The 18,388-nt window shown below is 65.5% G+C and carries 16 protein-coding genes; 14 read left to right on the top strand and 2 right to left on the bottom strand.

Annotation, left to right across the window (positions count from 1 at the left end; genetic code table 11):
- Window positions 1-63 precede the first annotated feature (63 nt).
- The 6 genes from IVA78_RS10200 (at window position 64) to IVA78_RS10175 (ending at window position 5,868) form a co-directional block, all read left to right on the top strand.
- Window positions 64-531 (top strand): molybdenum cofactor biosynthesis protein MoaE, encoded by a 468-nt coding sequence (locus IVA78_RS10200; RefSeq protein WP_247277563.1) that lies wholly within the window; start codon window positions 64-66, stop codon window positions 529-531.
- Complete coding sequence (gene prmB / locus IVA78_RS10195) at window positions 531-1,520, top strand: 50S ribosomal protein L3 N(5)-glutamine methyltransferase (protein WP_247277564.1); 990 nt, start codon at window positions 531-533, stop codon at window positions 1,518-1,520. Before IVA78_RS10200 ends, prmB begins: the two co-directional genes overlap by 1 nt.
- Window positions 1,521-1,609: 89 nt before the next feature.
- On the top strand, window positions 1,610-2,197 hold the full coding sequence (locus IVA78_RS10190) for a phage holin family protein (protein ID WP_247277565.1): 588 nt from the start codon (window positions 1,610-1,612) through the stop codon (window positions 2,195-2,197).
- Window positions 2,198-3,328 (top strand): YihY/virulence factor BrkB family protein, encoded by a 1,131-nt coding sequence (locus IVA78_RS10185; protein WP_247415061.1) that lies wholly within the window; start codon window positions 2,198-2,200, stop codon window positions 3,326-3,328.
- A 206-nt stretch (window positions 3,329-3,534) separates the two neighbouring features.
- Window positions 3,535-4,998, top strand: coding sequence for an EAL domain-containing protein (locus IVA78_RS10180; RefSeq protein ID WP_247277567.1), 1,464 nt, complete (start codon window positions 3,535-3,537; stop codon window positions 4,996-4,998).
- 15 nt (window positions 4,999-5,013) lie between these two features.
- Window positions 5,014-5,868, top strand: a complete 855-nt coding sequence (locus IVA78_RS10175; RefSeq protein ID WP_247277568.1) for a TIGR01459 family HAD-type hydrolase — start codon at window positions 5,014-5,016, stop codon at window positions 5,866-5,868.
- A 172-nt stretch (window positions 5,869-6,040) separates the two neighbouring features.
- Here the strand turns inward: IVA78_RS10175 and IVA78_RS10170 are convergent, their stop codons facing one another.
- Window positions 6,041-6,436 (bottom strand): response regulator, encoded by a 396-nt coding sequence (locus IVA78_RS10170; RefSeq protein ID WP_008567674.1) that lies wholly within the window; start codon window positions 6,434-6,436, stop codon window positions 6,041-6,043.
- Between the two features lie 228 nt (window positions 6,437-6,664).
- Here IVA78_RS10170 and IVA78_RS10165 point away from each other — a divergent pair, with 228 nt between their 5' ends.
- From IVA78_RS10165 to arfB, 7 genes are all read left to right on the top strand, one after another.
- Window positions 6,665-7,636 carry a bifunctional riboflavin kinase/FAD synthetase gene (locus tag IVA78_RS10165; RefSeq protein WP_247277569.1) on the top strand — a complete coding sequence of 324 codons (972 nt, stop codon included), beginning with the start codon at window positions 6,665-6,667 and terminating at the stop codon, window positions 7,634-7,636.
- A gap of 202 nt (window positions 7,637-7,838) precedes the next feature.
- On the top strand, window positions 7,839-10,847 hold the full coding sequence (gene ileS / locus IVA78_RS10160; protein WP_247277570.1) for an isoleucine--tRNA ligase: 3,009 nt from the start codon (window positions 7,839-7,841) through the stop codon (window positions 10,845-10,847).
- A 10-nt stretch (window positions 10,848-10,857) separates the two neighbouring features.
- Window positions 10,858-11,352 carry a signal peptidase II gene (gene lspA, locus IVA78_RS10155; RefSeq protein WP_247277571.1) on the top strand — a complete coding sequence of 165 codons (495 nt, stop codon included), beginning with the start codon at window positions 10,858-10,860 and terminating at the stop codon, window positions 11,350-11,352.
- A 94-nt stretch (window positions 11,353-11,446) separates the two neighbouring features.
- Window positions 11,447-12,169, top strand: coding sequence for a hypothetical protein (locus IVA78_RS10150; protein WP_247277753.1), 723 nt, complete (start codon window positions 11,447-11,449; stop codon window positions 12,167-12,169).
- A gap of 205 nt (window positions 12,170-12,374) precedes the next feature.
- Window positions 12,375-13,766 (top strand): pitrilysin family protein, encoded by a 1,392-nt coding sequence (locus tag IVA78_RS10145; protein ID WP_247277754.1) that lies wholly within the window; start codon window positions 12,375-12,377, stop codon window positions 13,764-13,766.
- Complete coding sequence (locus IVA78_RS10140; protein WP_247465161.1) at window positions 13,685-15,154, top strand: pitrilysin family protein; 1,470 nt, start codon at window positions 13,685-13,687, stop codon at window positions 15,152-15,154. The genes IVA78_RS10145 and IVA78_RS10140 overlap by 82 nt, the downstream gene beginning before the upstream one ends.
- A gap of 118 nt (window positions 15,155-15,272) precedes the next feature.
- Window positions 15,273-15,689 (top strand): alternative ribosome rescue aminoacyl-tRNA hydrolase ArfB, encoded by a 417-nt coding sequence (gene arfB, locus IVA78_RS10135; protein WP_247277573.1) that lies wholly within the window; start codon window positions 15,273-15,275, stop codon window positions 15,687-15,689.
- 163 nt (window positions 15,690-15,852) lie between these two features.
- On the opposite strand, the gene IVA78_RS10130 is transcribed toward arfB, so the two are convergent.
- A complete protein-coding gene (locus tag IVA78_RS10130; protein WP_247277574.1) occupies window positions 15,853-16,161 on the bottom strand; it encodes a hypothetical protein in 309 nt (102 codons plus the stop codon).
- A 316-nt stretch (window positions 16,162-16,477) separates the two neighbouring features.
- Here IVA78_RS10130 and mutL point away from each other — a divergent pair, with 316 nt between their 5' ends.
- A complete protein-coding gene (gene mutL / locus IVA78_RS10125; protein WP_247277575.1) occupies window positions 16,478-18,289 on the top strand; it encodes a DNA mismatch repair endonuclease MutL in 1,812 nt (603 codons plus the stop codon).
- Window positions 18,290-18,388 lie beyond the last annotated feature (99 nt).

Genomic DNA, 18,388 nt, shown 5'->3' with positions numbered 1-18,388 from the left:
ATACGGTGCCACCACGCCTCTCCCTATCGGGGAGAGGTGTGGCACCGTCGGAGCGGGGCGAGCATGAGCTGCCCCGTCACCATCCGCATCCAGGAGGACGATTTCGACCTCGCGCGCGAGATCGAAATCCTGACCAAGAGCCGCACCGACATCGGCGCGGTCGTGAGCTTCTCGGGCATCTGCCGCGCCGACGAGGATAGTGCGAAGGTCGCTGCGCTTACGCTCGAACATTATCCGGGCATGGCCGAAGAAGAGATCAAGCGTCACGTCGACGAGGCGACCTCGCGCTGGCCGCTGAACGGCGTCACGGTGATTCACCGCGTCGGCCGCTTCATGCCCGGCCAGAACATCGTGCTGGTGCTGACCGCTTCGCAGCACCGCCAGGCCGCGTTCCAGGCGGCCGAGTTCCTGATGGACTATCTCAAGACCAGCGCGCCGTTCTGGAAGAAGGAAGAGAGCGAAGCCGGCACCGGCTGGGTCGAGGCCGAGGCCCGCGACGACGAAGCCGCCGCACGCTGGACCCGGTCCTGATGGCAAGAGCATCCAAAAAGACCGCGCGTGGCCGCGGCGCGCCAAGACTTGCTAAGGTCGGTCTTGCTACGGTCGGTCTTGCTAAGGTCGCTCCTGGTGAGCTTGTCACGCTGCTCGATTTGGTCCGCTATGCGGTGAGCCGCTTTGTCGAAGCCGAGCTCGCCTTTGCCCACGGCACCACCGATCCGGTTGCCGAGGCGGCCTTCCTGGTCAGCGAGGCGCTGCATCTCAATCCCGAACAGTTCGAGCTTTTCGCCAACGCGCGTGTCACCCTCGCCGAGGGCAAGACCGTTCTCGATCTCATCCATCAGCGCGTCACCACGCGCAAACCGGCCGCCTATCTCGTCAACAAGATCTACATGCGCGGGCTACCCTTCTATGTCGACGAGCGCGTCATCGTTCCACGCTCCTTCATCGGCGAACTGCTGGACTCGCATTTTGGCGGCCACGGCACTGCCGGATCCCTGATTGACGATCCCACGGCGGTCGAGCGCGTGCTCGATCTCTGCACCGGATCGGGCTGCCTCGCCATCCTCGCCGCGCATCATTTTCCGAACGCCACCGTCGACGCCGTTGACATCTCCAAGGGCGCGATCGAGGTCGCTGCGCGAAATGTGGGCGAATACGGGCTCGAGAACCGGATCAGCCTGTATCGCGGCGACCTGTTCGCCCCGCTCGGCGATGCACGCTACGACCTGATCATCACCAATCCGCCCTACGTCGATGCGGAAGGCATGGCCGCGCTGCCGCCGGAGTGCCGGGCCGAGCCGAAGCTCGCCTTCGACGGCGGCGCCGACGGTCTCGACGTGGTGCGCCGTATCCTGCGCGAGGCGCCCGATCACCTGATGCCGGATGGCGGGCTGGTCTGCGAGATCGGCCGCGGCCGCGGACTAGTCGACGAGGCCTTTCCGGAACTGCCGCTGCTCTGGCTGGACACCGAAGACTCCGAGGGCGAGGTGTTCTGGATCGCAGCCGCCGATCTCGGCTGATCCGCTACGACGGGCACGCTCCCTCGGAACAAGTCAAATTCCGCCACGTTCACCCCCGACGAATTGTCTTGCTCTCGGAGGATGTCCGCATGCTCGCGCCATCGGGTGAATTGCTGCGCGCCGGCATGGCGCTCAAGCTCAACCACCTCAAACGCGCCGCACAATCGTATTTGCGCGACCGCACCAACCAAGCCACCGGACGGGCGACGTCCTATGCGGTCGCAGCCGGCCTGTTCGCGGTGGCCGGGCTATTCGTCATTGCGGCCTTCTTTGTCGGTCTGGTCGCGCTGTACCGTTGGGTTGCGATCACCTACGGGCAATTCTGGGGCTTTGGCGCCGTCGGAGCCTTGCTGCTGGTGCTCGCCGCAACCTGCGCCGGGGTGGCTCTGGCTCAAGTGAAGCGTCGGGACAAGCCGATCGTGCCGCTCGCCAGCCGGATGCGGGTTGCGATCGCCACCCCGCGGATTCCTCGCGGAACGGTCAAGCAGGCAGTGAAGGAGGTCGCAACGACGATCCCCCTCGTGCCGCTTGCGCCCGGTGAACGCGGTCGCGACAGCAAAGCCTGGCCGAACCGCGCCAACCGTCCCGTGCAACTTGGCCTGATGCTCGCGGCCGTCGGCCTGGTCGGGTTGACGGCTGCACGCCGGCGGCGTCACAGGCACGGATTGGAAGCGTGAATGCTGATGCGGCGCTCCGAGCAAATGGACAGTTGGCTGCTGGTGGCGGCTACGGCAGTGTTCGTGCTCACCGCGGAGCGCTACTTCCAGGACTCCGGCCTGGCCAAGTCGGGGCCTCCGCAAGACCATCGCAAGGCCGAGGCGAATTCACCGGAAACGCATCCGGCGAGCGCGGCCGTGGAGCCCCGCCGCGGCCGTCATGCCAAGAGCCCGTTCACGATCCCCTGGGCGGGCTGGAAGGACATCTTCTGGCGGACCTATCAGCGCATCGATGAGGATCGCCTGCTGGCGACCGCAGGCGGCGTCGTCTTTTTCGGCCTGCTCGCGATCTTTCCCGCTGTCACGGCACTTGTCTCCTCTTATGGCCTGTTCGCCGATCCCTCGACCATCAGCGCCAATCTCCAGACGCTTGCCACCATGCTGCCCGAGGGCTCGTTCCAGATCGTCGAGGACCAGGTCGCGCGCGTGGTGTCGCATGGCAACACGACGCTCGGGGCCACCTTCCTGCTCGGGCTTCTGCTTGCGATCTGGAGCGCCAATGCCGGCGTCAAGGCGATCTTCGACGCTCTCAACGTCGCCTATGAGGAGCGCGAGAAGCGTACTTTCATCAAGCTCAATATGGTGTCGCTGGCCTTCACTGTCGGCGGCATCGTAGCGCTGCTGCTGATGGTGGGCGCCGTCGTCGCCTTCCCGCTCGCGCTCAATCATCTCGGCATGGCGCCCGGAAGCAAGCTGATCGTGGCGCTGGCACGATGGCCGCTCCTGTTCCTCATCCTGCTCGTGGCGCTCGCCATCCTCTATCGCTTCGCGCCCAGCCGCGATGCGCCGCGCTGGCAATGGCTGAGCCTCGGCGCTGTGACGGCCTCCATCCTCTGGATCGCCGGCTCGGCGCTGCTGTCCTGGTATCTGTCAGAATTCGCCAATTACAACGCGACCTACGGCTCGCTCGGGGCAGCGATCGGCCTCATGATGTGGATGTGGATGTCGGCGATCGTCATCATGTTCGGAGCCGAGCTGAACTCGGAGATCGAACGGCAGACCCTGCGCGATACGACCACCGGGCGGCCGAAGCCGCTCGGCAGCCGCGAAGCCGTCTCGGCCGACACGGTCGGCGCGGCCGCGCCGTCCTGACGCTGCAATTCGGTCCGCCCCTGATCGTGAGCGCCGGTTGCAAAGCTTGCGCGCCAACCTCGGCCCGCGCGCCGGACGCCGCTATCCCCTCGAATCAACAATGATGTTAAGCTCACATGGCTCGGGGGAGCATGAGACGTGACGCGTCGGACGGCGGCCCGTGTTTTCCCGGTGAGACAGTCAGCTCTAGAGGCGTAACGCGCGGCATGATTCGCATTTCGACGATCTTCATCGCCATCTGCATGGTTCTGGTCGCGGCCTCGCTCGGGCTTGTGCTCTATTCGGTCGCCGGCATCAGCGGAACCGAATCCGCGATCGTGGCGCTGACCTTCCTGATCCTCTACAACGCGGTATCGATGCGGCTGCGCGACCGCAGCGACGTCGGCGGCCAGATCGCCGACCTTTCGCGCGGCACCGCCGACCTCGCGCGCCAGGTGGCCGAGTTCGGCCGCCGGTTAGCTGCAATCGAGGGACGCATCGCCTCGTCCAATTCGACCAACGCCGAGCGCATCCAGTCGGTGGTCGGCGAGATCAACGAACTCGGCGGACTGGTCAGGCAGCTCGCCACCACCGTCTCGGCCCATGAAGACCTGCTGGCTGGCGGCGCTCCGGTATCAGCCGCAAGCCCGGTCGAGAAACAGGAGCCCGCGCCGCTCGACCTGAGCGCGACGATCGAAGAGCGGCCGGCTGACCCGTCACCGCTGGCCGTTGCGCCTCCACCCCCGGCAGCGCAGCCGCGGCCTGCACAGACGGTCCCGGCCCAGCTCGCCAACGGCCGCAACCAGACCCAATTGTTGGCGACGCTGCGCAACGCGATCGAGGAAAACCGCATCGATATCTTCCTCCAGCCGATGGTGACGCTGCCGCAGCGCAAGGTGCGGTTCTACGAGGCCGTGACGCGCCTGCGCGATGAGCGCGATCAGCTGATCGCCGCTGAGGAGTTCATCAGCATCGCCGAGGCCTCCGGGCTGATCGGGCGCATCGACAACATGGTGATGCTGCGCTGTGTGCAGGTGCTGCGGCGCCTGATGGTGCGCAACAAGGATGTCGGCGTGTTCTGCAACGTCGCGGCCTCCACGCTCGGCAATTCCACCACCTTCGCGCAATGTCTCGACTTCCTTGAAGCCAACCGGGCGCTTGCGCCCTCGCTGGTGCTGGAGTTCAAGCAGTCGACCTTCCGTAACCTCGGTCCGGCCGAGACCGAGAATCTCGCCGCGCTCGCCCAGCGCGGCTTCCGCTTCTCGATCGACCATGTCACGGATTTGCGCATCGAGCCGCGCGAGCTCGCCGACCGCGGCGTGCGCTTCATCAAGGTGCCGGCCACGCTGCTGCTCGATCCGAAGCAGGCCTCGGCCTCGGACATCCACCCGTCCGACCTCTCCGACCTGCTCGGCCGCTTCGGCATCGACCTGATCGCCGAACGGATCGAGGGCGAGCGCGCGGTGGTCGACCTGCTCGATTATGACGTGCGGTTCGGCCAGGGCTTTTTGTTCGCACCGCCCCGGCCATTGCGGCCGGAAGGGTCATCTGCTACCGGCGGGGCCTCGCCGACCCCGGCGCAGGACATCCAGGGATCCAATGGCTCCGGTACACCCAGCTCAGGCGGGACATCTTCCGCGCCTCCGCCACAGCGTATCATCGGCAACGCGGCGCTCGCGCGCCGCATCTGATCGGCCGCACGCATCATGACGACGCTGCATTTTGTCGAAAGCCTGCGCGAGCTCGTGGGTGGCGTCGACGTCGTACTCAGCGACATCTGGGGCGTGGTCCATAACGGTCTCGAATCCTTCCCCGAAGCCTGCGAGGCGCTGCATACCTATCGCAGCCGCGGCGGTACGGTGATCCTGATTACCAACGCACCGCGCCCGGCCGACTCCGTGCAACGGCAATTGCGCAAGCTCGGCGTCGCGGACGAGACCTATGACGCGATCGTCTCGTCAGGCGACCTGACGCGGCTCTATGTCGCCGAGCATCCCGGCCGCAAGATGTTCTGGCTCGGCCCCGAGCGCGACAACTCGATTTATCGGGGCCTCGATGCGACGACCGCGCCGCTGGAGCAAGCCGATTACATCGTCTGCACCGGTCTCTATGACGACGAGACCGAGACGGCGGAAGACTATCGCGCAATGATGCTGAAGGCGCGCGAGCGCAAGCTGACGCTGGTGTGTGCCAACCCTGACATCGTGGTCGAACGCGGCGACCGGCTGATCTACTGCGCCGGCGCCATCGCCGAGCTCTATCGTGAGCTCGGAGGCGAGGTGATCTTCTACGGCAAGCCGCACCGGCCGATCTATGAGCGCGCGATGGCGCTCGCCTGTGAACGCCAGGGCCACCCGATCGACCGGCGGAAGGTGCTGGCGATCGGTGATTCCGTCCGCACCGATCTCACCGGCGCGCGCGAGTTCGGCATCGACTGCCTGTTCGTCACCCGCGGCATTCATGCCGAAGAGTTCGAGGGCCTCGACCAGCTCGACCCGGCGTCCGTGATGGAATTGTTCGGCCATCCGCCGAAGGCGCTGATGCGCGAATTGAAGTGGTAGAAATATCGTGCCCGGGACGCCATAAGCGCGTTTACGCGCGTGTTCGACGCGCTATGGCGAAGCGCGCAGAGCGACGGCCCAGACGCCGCAAGTGAAGTCGTGGATAGACTGGGTCCCGGCTCAGCGTCGCGTCACTGATGTGCCGCGCCTTGTCCGGGGACGCCAAAGTGCCTTACGCGCTTGCCATGTCCGGGAAGACCGCCTCGATCTTGGTCTTCAGCGTCGCCGCGTTGAACGGCTTGACGATGTAGTTGTTCACGCCGGCCTTCTTGGCTGCGATCACGTTCTCGGTCTTGGACTCGGCCGTGATCATGATGAAGGGCGTGGTGGCAAGGTTCGGATCCGCGCGCACTTCGCGCAGGAGGTCGTAACCCGTCATCGGCTCCATGTTCCAGTCGGAGATCACGAGCCCGTACTTCTTACCGCGCATCTTGTTCAGCGCTGCCGAACCGTCGCTGGCATCATCGATATTCTCGAAGCCAAGCTGCTTCAGCAGATTCCTGATGATACGGATCATGGTGCTGTAGTCATCCACCACCAGAACCGGCATCGACAAATCAACCGCCATCTCGACTCCCCCAACGCAAACGCAGGAATATTACGACCGGACCTGCCAAGCGAAGCCCGGCAGTTCCACGCCTCAAGGAGTAGCATCAAGGCGTTAAACAGCCCGTTAACTGCGGACGCCGCCAACGGACTGAAATCGTGTTCGATGTCCGGCTCCGCCCGCTTGACTTGGTCAGGTCGGTCGAGCCACGGTCCGGCCCGGTCCTGCCCCGGTTCGAGAATTCCCCTGATGGCCTCGCCTTTTACCGTCATCCGCGACACAACGCCGGATTCCGCGATTCCGCGGGGTGCAGTGGTCGCCATGGGCAATTTCGACGGCGTTCATCTCGGCCATCGAGCCGTGATCACGGCCGCCCTGGAAATGGGCCGGGCGCATGGCCGCCCTGCGCTGGCATTGACCTTCGAGCCGCATCCGCGGCGGTTTTTCAGCCCCAACACCCCACAATTCCGCCTGACGGACGAGCGGGCCAAGCTGCGGCTTTTGGCCGGCACCGGCCTTGCCGGTGCCGTGGTCATGACCTTCGACAAGGCGCGCGCCGGAACCAGCGCGCAAGATTTCATACACCATGACCTGATCGGCCGGCTCGGCGTCAGCGGAATTGCCGTCGGCTACGACTTCCATTTCGGCAAGGGTCGCGTCGGCTCGCCGAGCCTGCTGGTCAACGAGGCGCCCCGGCTCGGCATCGAGGTCGACGTGCAACCCCATATCGATATCGACGAGCGGCCGGTCTCCTCCAGCGCGATCCGGATCGCGCTCGCCGAGGGGCAACTCGATGAAGCCACCACCATGCTGGGTGCTCCCTGGTTCATCACCGGCGAGGTGATCCACGGCGAGAAGCGCGGCCGCGACCTTGGCTATCCCACCGCCAACATCCGCCTGGACGCCAATTGCGGACTCAAGCACGGCATCTATGCCGTGCGGGTCGGCCGCGGCGCCGAGCGCCTCGACGGCGTGGCGAGTTTCGGCTGCCGCCCGACCTTCGACAATGGCGCGCCGCTGCTCGAAATCTTCCTGTTCGACTTCAAGGGCGATCTTTACGGGCAGGTGCTCGACTGCGCTTTCGTCGGCTTCATCCGCGAAGAGCTGAAATTCGACAGCCTGGAGGCCCTGATCCGCCAGATGGACGACGATTCCGCCCGCGCCCGCGCCATGTTGGCCGCCGCCCCGGATGCGTTTCCGAAGCTTGGCGTGATCGATTGAGCCTGAAACCGGGCCACCCCAACCTTTGCGCTTCCCCCGTCCGGCTGCTATGGAGAGCCCATGTTTGCGCGGCGCATCATAGGGATTAGCGGCCCGGCTTCCGCCTGAGCCTTCGGCTCGGCGCAAGACCGGGATGTGTCGTCTCACCCCGCGATTCCCTATCGCCATCCGTTTCCCGCGCCCTTCCGAGCCAGTCAGCCTCATGTCCGAAAAGCCGCAAAAGTCGCAAAAGTCTGAAATCAAAGACTATTCGAAAACCCTGTTCCTGCCGCAGACCGAATTCCCGATGCGCGCCGGCCTGCCGCAGCGGGAGCCGGAGATCCTCAAGCGCTGGTATGAGATCGGCCTCTACGAGAAGCTGCGCGAGAGTGCGAAGGGCCGCGCAAAATTCGTGCTGCATGACGGCCCGCCCTACGCCAACGGCAACATCCATATCGGCACGGCGCTGAACAAGATCCTGAAGGATCTCGTCACCAAGAGCCAGCAGATGCTCGGCTTCGATTCCAACTACGTGCCGGGCTGGGACTGCCACGGCCTGCCGATCGAGTGGAAGGTCGAGGAAGAGCACTATCGCAAGAAGGGCAAGCAGAAGCCCGACTTCCGCGATAGTGCCGCAATGATCGACTTCCGCAAGGAATGTCGCGCCTATGCCACGCATTGGCTCGGCGTGCAGCGCGAGGAATTCAAGCGCTTGGGGGTGATCGGCGACTGGGACCATCCCTACGCCACGATGAGCTATCCCGCCGAAGCCCAGATCGCGCGCGAGCTGATGAAGTTTGCCGCCAACGGCACGCTCTATCGCGGCTCCAAGCCGGTGATGTGGAGCGTGGTCGAGAAGACCGCGCTGGCCGAAGCCGAAGTGGAGTACGAGGACTACACATCGGACACGGTGTGGGTGAAGTTTCCGGTGACCTCGCCCGCGCACGGTGCGCTCGCCTCCGCAAGCATCGTGATCTGGACCACGACGCCATGGACGCTGCCGGGTAACCGCGCCATCTCGTTCTCGCCGAAGATCGGCTATGGCCTCTACAAGGTGACGGACGCGCCCGCCGACAATTGGGCCAAGCCCGGCGATCTCCTCATCCTCGCCGATGCGCTCGCTGCAGAAGTCTTTAAGCAGGCGCGCGTGACGGCCTATGAGAAGGTCCGCGACGTCCCCGGCGACACCATGGATGCGATCGAGTGTACCCATCCGCTGAAGGGCCTCGCCGGCGGCTACGACTTCATCGTGCCGCTCTTGCCCGGCGACCACGTCACGGATGACACCGGCACCGGGTTCGTGCACACGGCACCCGGCCATGGCCGCGAGGACTTCGACGCATGGACGGCGCAGGCGCGCGATCTCGATGCGCGCGGCATCAACACCGCGATCCCCTATACCGTCGATGAGAACGGCGCCTACACCGATCATGCGCCGGGCTTTGCCGGCAAGCGCGTCATCAACGACAAGGGCGAGAAGGGCGACGCCAACGAGGCCGTGATCAAGGCGCTCGTCGAAAGAGGCATGCTGCTCGCGCGCGGTCGGCTGAAGCATCAATACCCGCACTCCTGGCGCTCCAAGAAGCCGGTGATCTTCCGCAACACGCCGCAATGGTTCATCGCGATGGACAAGGATGTTGCCGCTGACGGCAACACCAAGTCCGGCGACACGCTGCGCGCCCGCGCGCTGCACGCGATCTCGGTGACGCAATGGGTGCCGCCGTCCGGCGAGAATCGCATCAACGGCATGATCGAGGCCCGCCCGGATTGGGTGATCTCGCGCCAACGCGCCTGGGGCGTGCCGATCGCCGTGTTCGTGCGCGAGAAGGGCGACGGCTCGGCCGAGATCCTCCAGGACGAGGCCGTCAATGCGCGCATTGGGCAAGCATTCGAGAACGAAGGCGCGGACGCCTGGTATGCGAAGGGAGCGCGCGAGCGCTTCCTCGGGCCCCGCGCCAACGAAGACTGGCAGAAGGTCGACGACATTCTCGACGTCTGGTTCGATTCAGGCTCGACGCACGCCTTTGTGCTCGAAGACCCCGTACATTTCCCTGGCCTTGCCGGCATCAGGCGCAAGGTCGACGGCGGCACCGACACGGTGATGTATCTCGAAGGCTCGGACCAGCATCGTGGCTGGTTCCACTCATCGCTGCTGGAGAGCTGCGGCACGCGCGGTCGCGCGCCCTATGACATCGTGCTGACCCACGGCTTCACCCAGGCCGAGGACGGCCGCAAGATGTCGAAGTCGCTCGGCAACACCATTGAGCCGCAGGCCGTCATCAAGGAATCCGGCGCCGACATCCTGAGACTCTGGGTTGCGTCCTGCGACTACACCGACGACCAGCGCATCGGCCCCGAGATCCTGAAGAACACCGTCGAGACCTATCGCAAGCTCCGTAACACCGTGCGCTGGATGCTGGGTACGCTGCATCACTACAAGCCGGCCGACGCAATCGAGCCCGCCGAGATGCCGGAACTGGAGCGCTTGATGCTGCACGAGCTCGCGGTGCGCGCCGCCGCGATCGGCAAGGCCTATCGGGAGTTCGACTACAAGACGGTGGTCGCTATCCTGTCCGCCTTCCTCAACAGCGAGCTGTCAGCGTTCTATTTCGACATCCGCAAGGACACGCTCTATTGCGACCCGCCGTCCTCGCTGACGCGCAAAGCGGCGCTGACGACCATCGACCTGTTGTGCGCCTCGATCCTGAAATGGCTGGCGCCGATCCTGAGCTTCACCGCGGAGGAAGCCTGGCGCATGTACCGGCCGAACGCTGAGCCCTCGGTGCATCTGACGCTGTTTCCTGATGGCCTCGAGAATCTCCGCGACGACAAGCTCGCCGCCAACTGGGAGACGATCCGCAACGTGCGCCGCGTCGTCACCGGCGCACTCGAGCTCGAACGCGCCGCCAAGAACATCGGCTCCTCGCTCGAGGCCTCGCCGGTGATCTATGTCGCCGACCGGGCCATGCTGGCGACGTTGTTCGACGTCGATCTCGCCGAAGTCTGCATCACCTCGAACTACGAGGTGCGCGAGGGCGAGGCGCCGGCTTCCGCGTTCCGTCTCGATGCCGTGCCGGGCGTCGCAGTCGTCGTCGAGAAGGCGGTCGGCACCAAGTGCGCCCGCTCCTGGAAGATCTCAACGGCAGTGGGCGAAGACGCTGAATACCCCGACGTCACCCCGCGCGACGCCAAGGCGCTGCGCGAATGGAAGGCGCTGGGGGTGGCGGTCTGACCGGCCAGCCATGACCCCGCTGCGCGCCGGCATCCTCACGGCCATGGTCACGCTGGTGGCCGACCAGGCCTCTAAACTTTGGCTGTTGAACGTGTTCGATCTCGCCCATCGCGGCGCGGTCCGGGTAACGCCGTTCTTCGATTTGGTGCTGGCCTGGAACATCGGCATCAGCTTCGGCTGGCTCCAGAACGACAGCCAGGCGGCGCAGCTCGCGCTGATGGCCGTGAAAGGTATCGCGGTGGTCGCGCTGGCGATCTGGATGGCCCGCTCCCACACCCTCCTTGCCACGATCGCGCTCGGCCTGATCATCGGCGGCGCCATCGGCAATGGCATTGACCGCCTGGCCTATGGCGCGGTGGTGGATTTCGCCCTGTTTCACATCGAGATTGGCGGAAATATCTATGATTGGTACGTGTTTAACCTCGCCGACGTGGCCATCGTTGCTGGGGTGGCGGCGCTATTGTATGATTCCTTCTTGGGGGTACCCGCCGCAAAAGCGCCCTGATCCCGGCCGATACGACCGGCGGGTGGAACCCGCTTTTGCGAGGGTCAAGCCGCGTGCGAGCGGCAATCTGCCACAATATGGAACAGGTATGGTGATGCGCAGCTCGAAGACCAGCGGTTCGATGGTTCGAGACCCCCAACGAGGGTTCTGGCGGGCATTGAAATTGTCCGCAGTCGCGCTCGGCATCGGTCTCGTCATGTCGTCCGGCGCCGCCCGCGCCGGTGACGACGACGAGGACGACGACATGACTTTCGAAGAGAAGCTCATCGACAATCTGATGTCCGGCATCGGCGCCAAGAGCATGGAGAAGCCCGGCATCGAGTACCGCGAGCGTTCGCCGCTGGTCGTGCCGCCCAAGCTCGACCTGCCGCCGCCCGCCGCAACCCAGGCCAAGAATGCGCCGAACTGGCCGAAGGACCCTGACGAGAAACGCCGCAAGGAAGCCATTGCCGCGCGGAAGAAGGCCAACAAGGCGCAGGAGAGCTGGCAAGCCGCTCAGCCGCTGTCGCCCGCCGAGATGAAGGCCGGCCAGGTCGCCGCGGCCCCCCGCACCAGCAACGATCCGATTCAGCCGGGCACGAACGGCAACCCGTCGCTGATGCCGGCCGAGCTCGGCTATTCCGGCGGTCTCTGGGGCATGTTCAAGGGCAACAGCTCGGAAGAGAAGGCATTCACCAGCGAGCCGCCGCGCCAATCGCTCGTCGAGCCTCCGCCGGGTTATCAGACGCCGTCGCCGAACTACGCCTATGGCTCCGGACCGGACAAGTCGCGGCGGACCTATTTCGACATCATGTCGGGCAAGGACAAGGAACAATAGCGTTCCCGTCGCGCCGCGACGTCCTGCCAGAACCGAACCCTGCGCCGGCGACTCGTGCACGCCGGACGCGGTTCCCGAATTGCCGATCAGTAGCTTGCCTACGCGTTGAGTTCTCTGCTTCGTGACGCGAAGCCTCAGCCGCACGGTGTACCATGCCGTGCCTCCGAGCCGGAGATCCGGACCTCGGCCTGTCATAAGGATCATGATGTCCTCTTACCGATCGGCTGCCTGCCTCCTTGCCGCGCTGCTTTCGACGAGTGTCCTGACGGCCGGCGCTTCCCTCGCCCAGACCACGGTAACATCGGCCCCGCCTGCCAGCTTCACGCTCAGCAACGGCATGCAGGTCGTGGTGATCCCGGATCACCGCACGCCTGTGGTCACGGAGATGATCTGGTACAAGGTCGGCTCGGCCGACGAGACGCCGGGCAAATCCGGCCTCGCACACTTCCTCGAGCACCTGATGTTCAAGGGTACCTCGAAGCATCCCGTCGGCGAATTCTCCCAGACCGTGCTCCGCGTCGGCGGCAACGAGAACGCCTCGACCTCGGTCGACTACACCAACTACTACCAGCGCGTTCCGCGCGAGCAGCTGCCGACCATGATGGAGTTCGAGGCCGACCGCATGACCGGCCTCATCCTCAAGGACGAGAACGTGCTGCCCGAGCGCGACGTCGTGCTCGAAGAGTACAACATGCGCGTCGCCAACAATCCGGACGCGCGGCTGAACGAGCAGATCATGGCCGCGCTCTATCTCAATCATCCCTACGGCCGGCCGGTGATCGGCTGGCATCAGGAGATCGAGAAGCTCGATCGCGAGGATGCGCTCGCCTTCTACCGCCGCTTCTACGCGCCGAACAACGCCATCCTGGTGATCGCCGGCGACGTCGACGCCGCCGATGTCCGCCCGCTGGTCGAGCGCAATTTCGGCTCCATCCCGGCCCAGCCCGCCATCCCGGCGCGGCGCGTTCGTCCGCAGGAGCCGGAGCCGGCCGCCCCGCGCACCGTCACGCTGGCCGACCCGCGCGTCGAGCAGCCGAACATGCGGCGCTATTACCTGGTGCCCTCGGCGACGACCGCTGCGGCCGGCGAGAGCGCGGCCCTCGACGTGCTCGCGCAGCTGATGGGCAGCGGCAGCAATTCCTATCTCTACCGCGCCCTCGTCGTCGACAAGCCGCTCGCGGTCTCCGCCAACGCCAGCTATTCGAGCATCTCGCTCGACCCGACCCAGTTCGCGATCTCGGCCGCGCCGAAGCCCGGTGTCAGCTTCGCCGAGGTCGAGCAGGCGGTCGATGGCGTCATCGCCAATGTCGCGCAGAACCCGATCCGCGCCGAGGACCTGGAGCGGGTCAAGACCCAGCTTATCGCGGAAGCGATCTACGCCCAGGACAACCAGGCGGTGCTGGCGCGCTGGTATGGCGGCGCGCTGACCACGGGTCTGTCGATCGAGGATATCAGGAGCTGGCCCGACCGCATCCGCGCGGTCACGGCCGAGCAGGTTCGCGCCGTTGCGCAGAAATGGCTCGAGAAGAAGCGCTCGGTGACGGGCTATCTGATCAAGGACACCGCCACCGCCAAGCGCGAGGAGAAGCGTTCGTGACCTATTCCCTCCTTCGCGCAAGGCGCTTCCTGCGAACAAGACATTTCGCGCTGTCCTTCGTTACCGGCGCGGCCCTCGCACTGGCTGCGGTGTCGCCGTCGTATGCAGCCGCAAAGATCCAGCACCTGATCTCTCCGGGCGGCATCGAAGCCTGGTTCGTGCAGGACGCAACCGTGCCGCTGATCGCCATGGAATATTCCTTCGCCGGCGGCTCGGCCCAGGACCCCCCAGACAAGTCGGGCGTCGCCAACATGGTTGGCGACCTCCTGGACGAAGGCTCCGGCGATCTCGACTCCAAGACGTTCCATGAACGGCTCGACCGCCGCGCCATCGAGCTCTCGTTCAACGCCACCCGCGATACCCTCCGTGGCAGCCTGCGCATGCTGCGCGACAACAAGGATGAGGCTTTCGACCTGCTCAGGATGGCACTGACCTCGCCGCATTTCGATGCGGCCGACGTCGAGCGCATCCGCTCGCAGGTCGTCTCGGGGCTGCGCCGCGAGACCACCAATCCGACGTCGCTGGCGAGCCGCAAGTTCCTGGAGGTCGCCTTCGGCGGCCATCCCTACGGCCGGCAGAGCAACGGCAACCTCGACAGCGTGCCGACCATCACGGTCGCCGACATGAAGGATTATGTCGGCCGCGTGCTCGCCAAGGATGGGTTGAAGATCGCGGTCGTCGGCGACATCGATCCGGCCACGCTCGGCAAGCTGCTCGACCACACCTTTGGCGCCCTCCCCGCCAAGGCCAACCTCACGCCGGTCGCGGACGTCGAGGCCGCAAAGCCGCCGCAGCGCGCCTTCGTGACCCTCGACGTGCCGCAGACCGTGATCACCTTCGGCGGCCCCGGGCTGAAGCGCAGCGATCCCAACTTCATGGCAGCCTATGTCGTCAACCACATCCTCGGCGGTGGTGGATTGTCCTCCCGGCTCTATCGCGAGGTCCGCGAGAAGCGCGGGCTGGCCTATTCCGTGTACGAATCGCTGCTCTGGATGGAGCATTCGGCGCTCTTCATCGGTAATACCGGCACGCGCGCCGACCGCGCCGGCGACACCATCGACGCCCTCGAGAAGGAAGTCCGGCGCATCGCCGAGGAGGGCCCGACACAGAAGGAGCTCGACGAAGCCAAGTCCTACCTCAAGGGCTCGCAGATGCTGGCACTCGACACGTCCTCCAAGCTGGCGCAGGCGCTGTTGCAGTATCAGCAGGACAAGTTGCCGATCGACTATATCGAGAAGCGCAACGCCATCGTCGATGCCGTGACGCTGGACGACGCCAAGGCGGCCGCCAAGCGCTTGTGGGGCCAGGGCCTTCTGACCGTCGTCGTCGGCCGCGTGCCGCAGGCCGCCGCACAACCGGCGGCCGTACCTGCGACGAAGTCAAACTGACGGTCCGGTAAAAAGTCTCCTGAAATGGCCGGGCTCGTCCCGGCCATTTGCGTTCCAGATGCACCATTGCCGAACCTGGACGTCCGCGATATGTCCGGACATCACGAATGGTGCCATCATGCTGCGGATATCCCGCGATCTCGTCATCGACGAGGACGACATCGAGATCGGCTTTGTCCGCGCCTCCGGGCCCGGCGGGCAGAACGTCAACAAGGTCGCGACCTCGGCGCAACTGCGCTTCGACACGCGCAAACTGACCCTGCCGGAGGATGCCGCCATCCGGCTTGCCCGCATCGCCGGACAGCGCATGACCAAGGACGGCGTGATCGTGATCCACGCCCAGCGCTTCCGCACCCAAGAGCGCAACCGGCAGGATGCCATCGACCGGCTCACCGAGATGCTGCGCGAGGCGATGGTCCGCCCGATCCCGCGGCGGGCGACACGGCCGACCTTCGCGTCCAAGCAGCGCCGGCTCGAGGGCAAGAAGCGCCGCAGCGACGTTAAGGCGAAGCGCGGGCGCGGATTCGACGATTGACTGATTGTCGAAAAACCTCCGGCCGCCAAGCGACCGGAGGTTTGCCGTTTCGCAGACCAAATCGCGATGAGATCAGGATGAATCGTCATCGCGCTTTAGGTCATTGTTTGAGCATGATCTTTGCGGAAACCCGCTGCACACTTTTGCTGATCATGCGCTAGCGTCAGTAGCGCTTGCCGGTCGCGGCACCGCCCGAAACGGAATCGTCGGCCGTGCCCTTGTGCGTCGCGCTGCCCGTGGTTCCGGCGGCGCCCTTGGTGCCTTTGGTCGACTTCATGCCGACCTTCTCGCCCGCGGCTCCCTGCTGTGCGCCGAGGTCCTCATCCTCGTTTCCTGACGCGCCGCCCTGCATGGGTTTGCTTTGCACGGTGCCGCCCGGCCTGGCGCCAGATGACGTACCTTGCGCAAGAACGGGCGTCGCAATCAGGGCCGAGAGAGCGCATGCGATCACAGAGGTCTTCACCAATTTCATCCATTTCTCCTGGATTTTTCGCGACGACGGTTCGGCTGCTTCCTGCGCCGCTCGCCTGCACCGAACCGGTTCATCGCGAAGAGAGTTCGAACGGCGCGGTCGTGATGCAAGCCGCGTGGTGTGTTGATCGTTTAGGGATTTCGCGGCGGTTTCGCGGAATTGTGCTCCTCATATACGGCGGCTCGTGCACGCACGCCGCATTCATCGGGCCTGCCAGAAGCGCTGGATTTCCCACATCTGGTATGTGGGAAGCGCGACCTTCCCCATGCATTTGTTGCGAGGCGGCGCTAGACTGGGACATTCGCCGAGTGAACCCATGCCCGTCCGCCAACTTCCCGAACAGATCGTTAACCGCATCGCCGCCGGCGAGGTGGTCGAGCGCCCGGCGAGCGTGGTCAAGGAGCTCGTCGAGAACGCGATCGATGCCGGCGCCAGCCGCATCGACGTTTTCACTGACGGCGGTGGGCGGCGGCGGATCGGCATCACCGATGACGGCGGCGGCATGACCGCAAAGGATCTCGCACTCGCAGTCGAGCGCCACGCCACCTCCAAGCTCGACGACGAAGATCTGCTGCAGATCCGCACGCTGGGGTTCCGCGGCGAGGCGCTGCCCTCGATCGGGTCCGTCGCGCGTCTTTCCATCACCACCCGGCACGCCAGCGAGCCGCACGCCTGGGCGCTCACGGTCGAGGGCGGCGAGAAGTCCGAGATCATGCCGGCGGCGCTCGCGCATGGCACGCGGGTCGAGGTCGACGATCTCTTTTATGCGACGCCGGCACGGCTGAAATTCCTGAAGACCGACCGCACCGAGGGCGAGGCGATTCGCGAGGTGGTGCGGCGGCTGGCGATGGCCCGGCCCGATATCGCCTTCACGCTCGCGGGCGAGGAGCGCGCGCCGGTGACCTGGGCAGCGGCGCTGCCCGGCGCGGCGGGACGATTGACGCGGCTCGGCGATATTCTGGGCGCGGAGTTTCGCAGCCACGCCATCGAGGTTCATGCCGAGCGCGAGGACGTTGTCGTTGCCGGCTATGCCGCGGCGCCCGCACTGACGAAAGCCAACGCGCTCGGGCAATATCTCTTCGTCAACGGCCGTCCGGTTCGCGACAAGCTGATCCTCGGCGCGGTGCGCGCGGCCTATTCCGACTACCTGCCCCGCGACCGCCATCCCGTGGTGGCGCTGTTCGTCACGCTCGATCCGCGAGAGGTCGACGCCAACGTGCATCCGGCCAAGACCGAGGTGCGCTTCCGTAACGCCGGGCTGGTGCGCGCACTGATCGTGCATGGGTTGAAGGAAGGGCTTGCGCGGGAGGGCCGGCGCACCGCCGCCAATGGCGGCGAGAGCGCGCTCTCTTCGTTCCGGCTCGCTTTCACGCCGCGCCCGGCAAGCTGGGATTGGCGAGCCTCGCCATCCGCTCCAGCCGCGCCGATCGCGTCCTTCGAAGGTTCAGCGGCTCCGGCCTTCGCCGAGCGCGCGCAAGCCGCATTCGATGTCGGTGCACCCAGTGCGGACGTGCGGATCGAGACGCAGCCCGTCAGCGACTTCGTCGACCGCCCGCTTGGCGCCGCGCGCACCCAGATCCACGAGACCTACATCGTCTCGCAAACCCGCGATGGCCTCATCATCGTCGACCAGCATGCCGCGCACGAGCGCATCGTCTATGAGCGGCTGAAGGCTTCGCTTTCGGCGAATGGCGTGCAGCGGCAGATCCTGTTGATCCCCGAGATCGTCGAAATGGATGAGGCCACGGTGGAGCGCCTGCTCGATCGGAACGAGGAGCTGGCGTCGTTCGGTCTCGCCATCGAATCTTTCGGCCCCGGCGCGGTCGCGGTGCGCGAGACGCCGTCGCTGCTGGGCAAGACCGATGCAGGCGGGCTGCTCCGCGATCTCGCCGAGCACATGGCCGAATGGGACGAAGCATTGCCGCTGGAGCGTCGCCTGATGCATGTCGCCGCCACCATGGCCTGCCACGGCTCGGTCCGCGCCGGCCGCCGGCTGCGGCCGGAGGAGATGAACGCCCTGCTCCGCGAGATGGAGGACACCCCGAACTCCGGTCAGTGCAATCACGGCCGTCCGACTTACGTCGAGCTGAAGCTGAGCGATGTGGAGAAGCTGTTCGGCCGGCGGTGATCCGAGCTCTCGTAGGGTGGGCAAAGACGCAAAGCGCCGTGCCCATCCTCTTTTCTTGATCGCGCTAGAAGCCGTGGGCACGCTTCGCTTTGCCCACCC

This window comes from Bradyrhizobium sp. 137 (assembly GCF_023074095.1).
In the GTDB taxonomy this organism is placed as follows: domain Bacteria; phylum Pseudomonadota; class Alphaproteobacteria; order Rhizobiales; family Xanthobacteraceae; genus Bradyrhizobium.
This window is presented reverse-complemented; position numbering and strand designations above follow the sequence as displayed.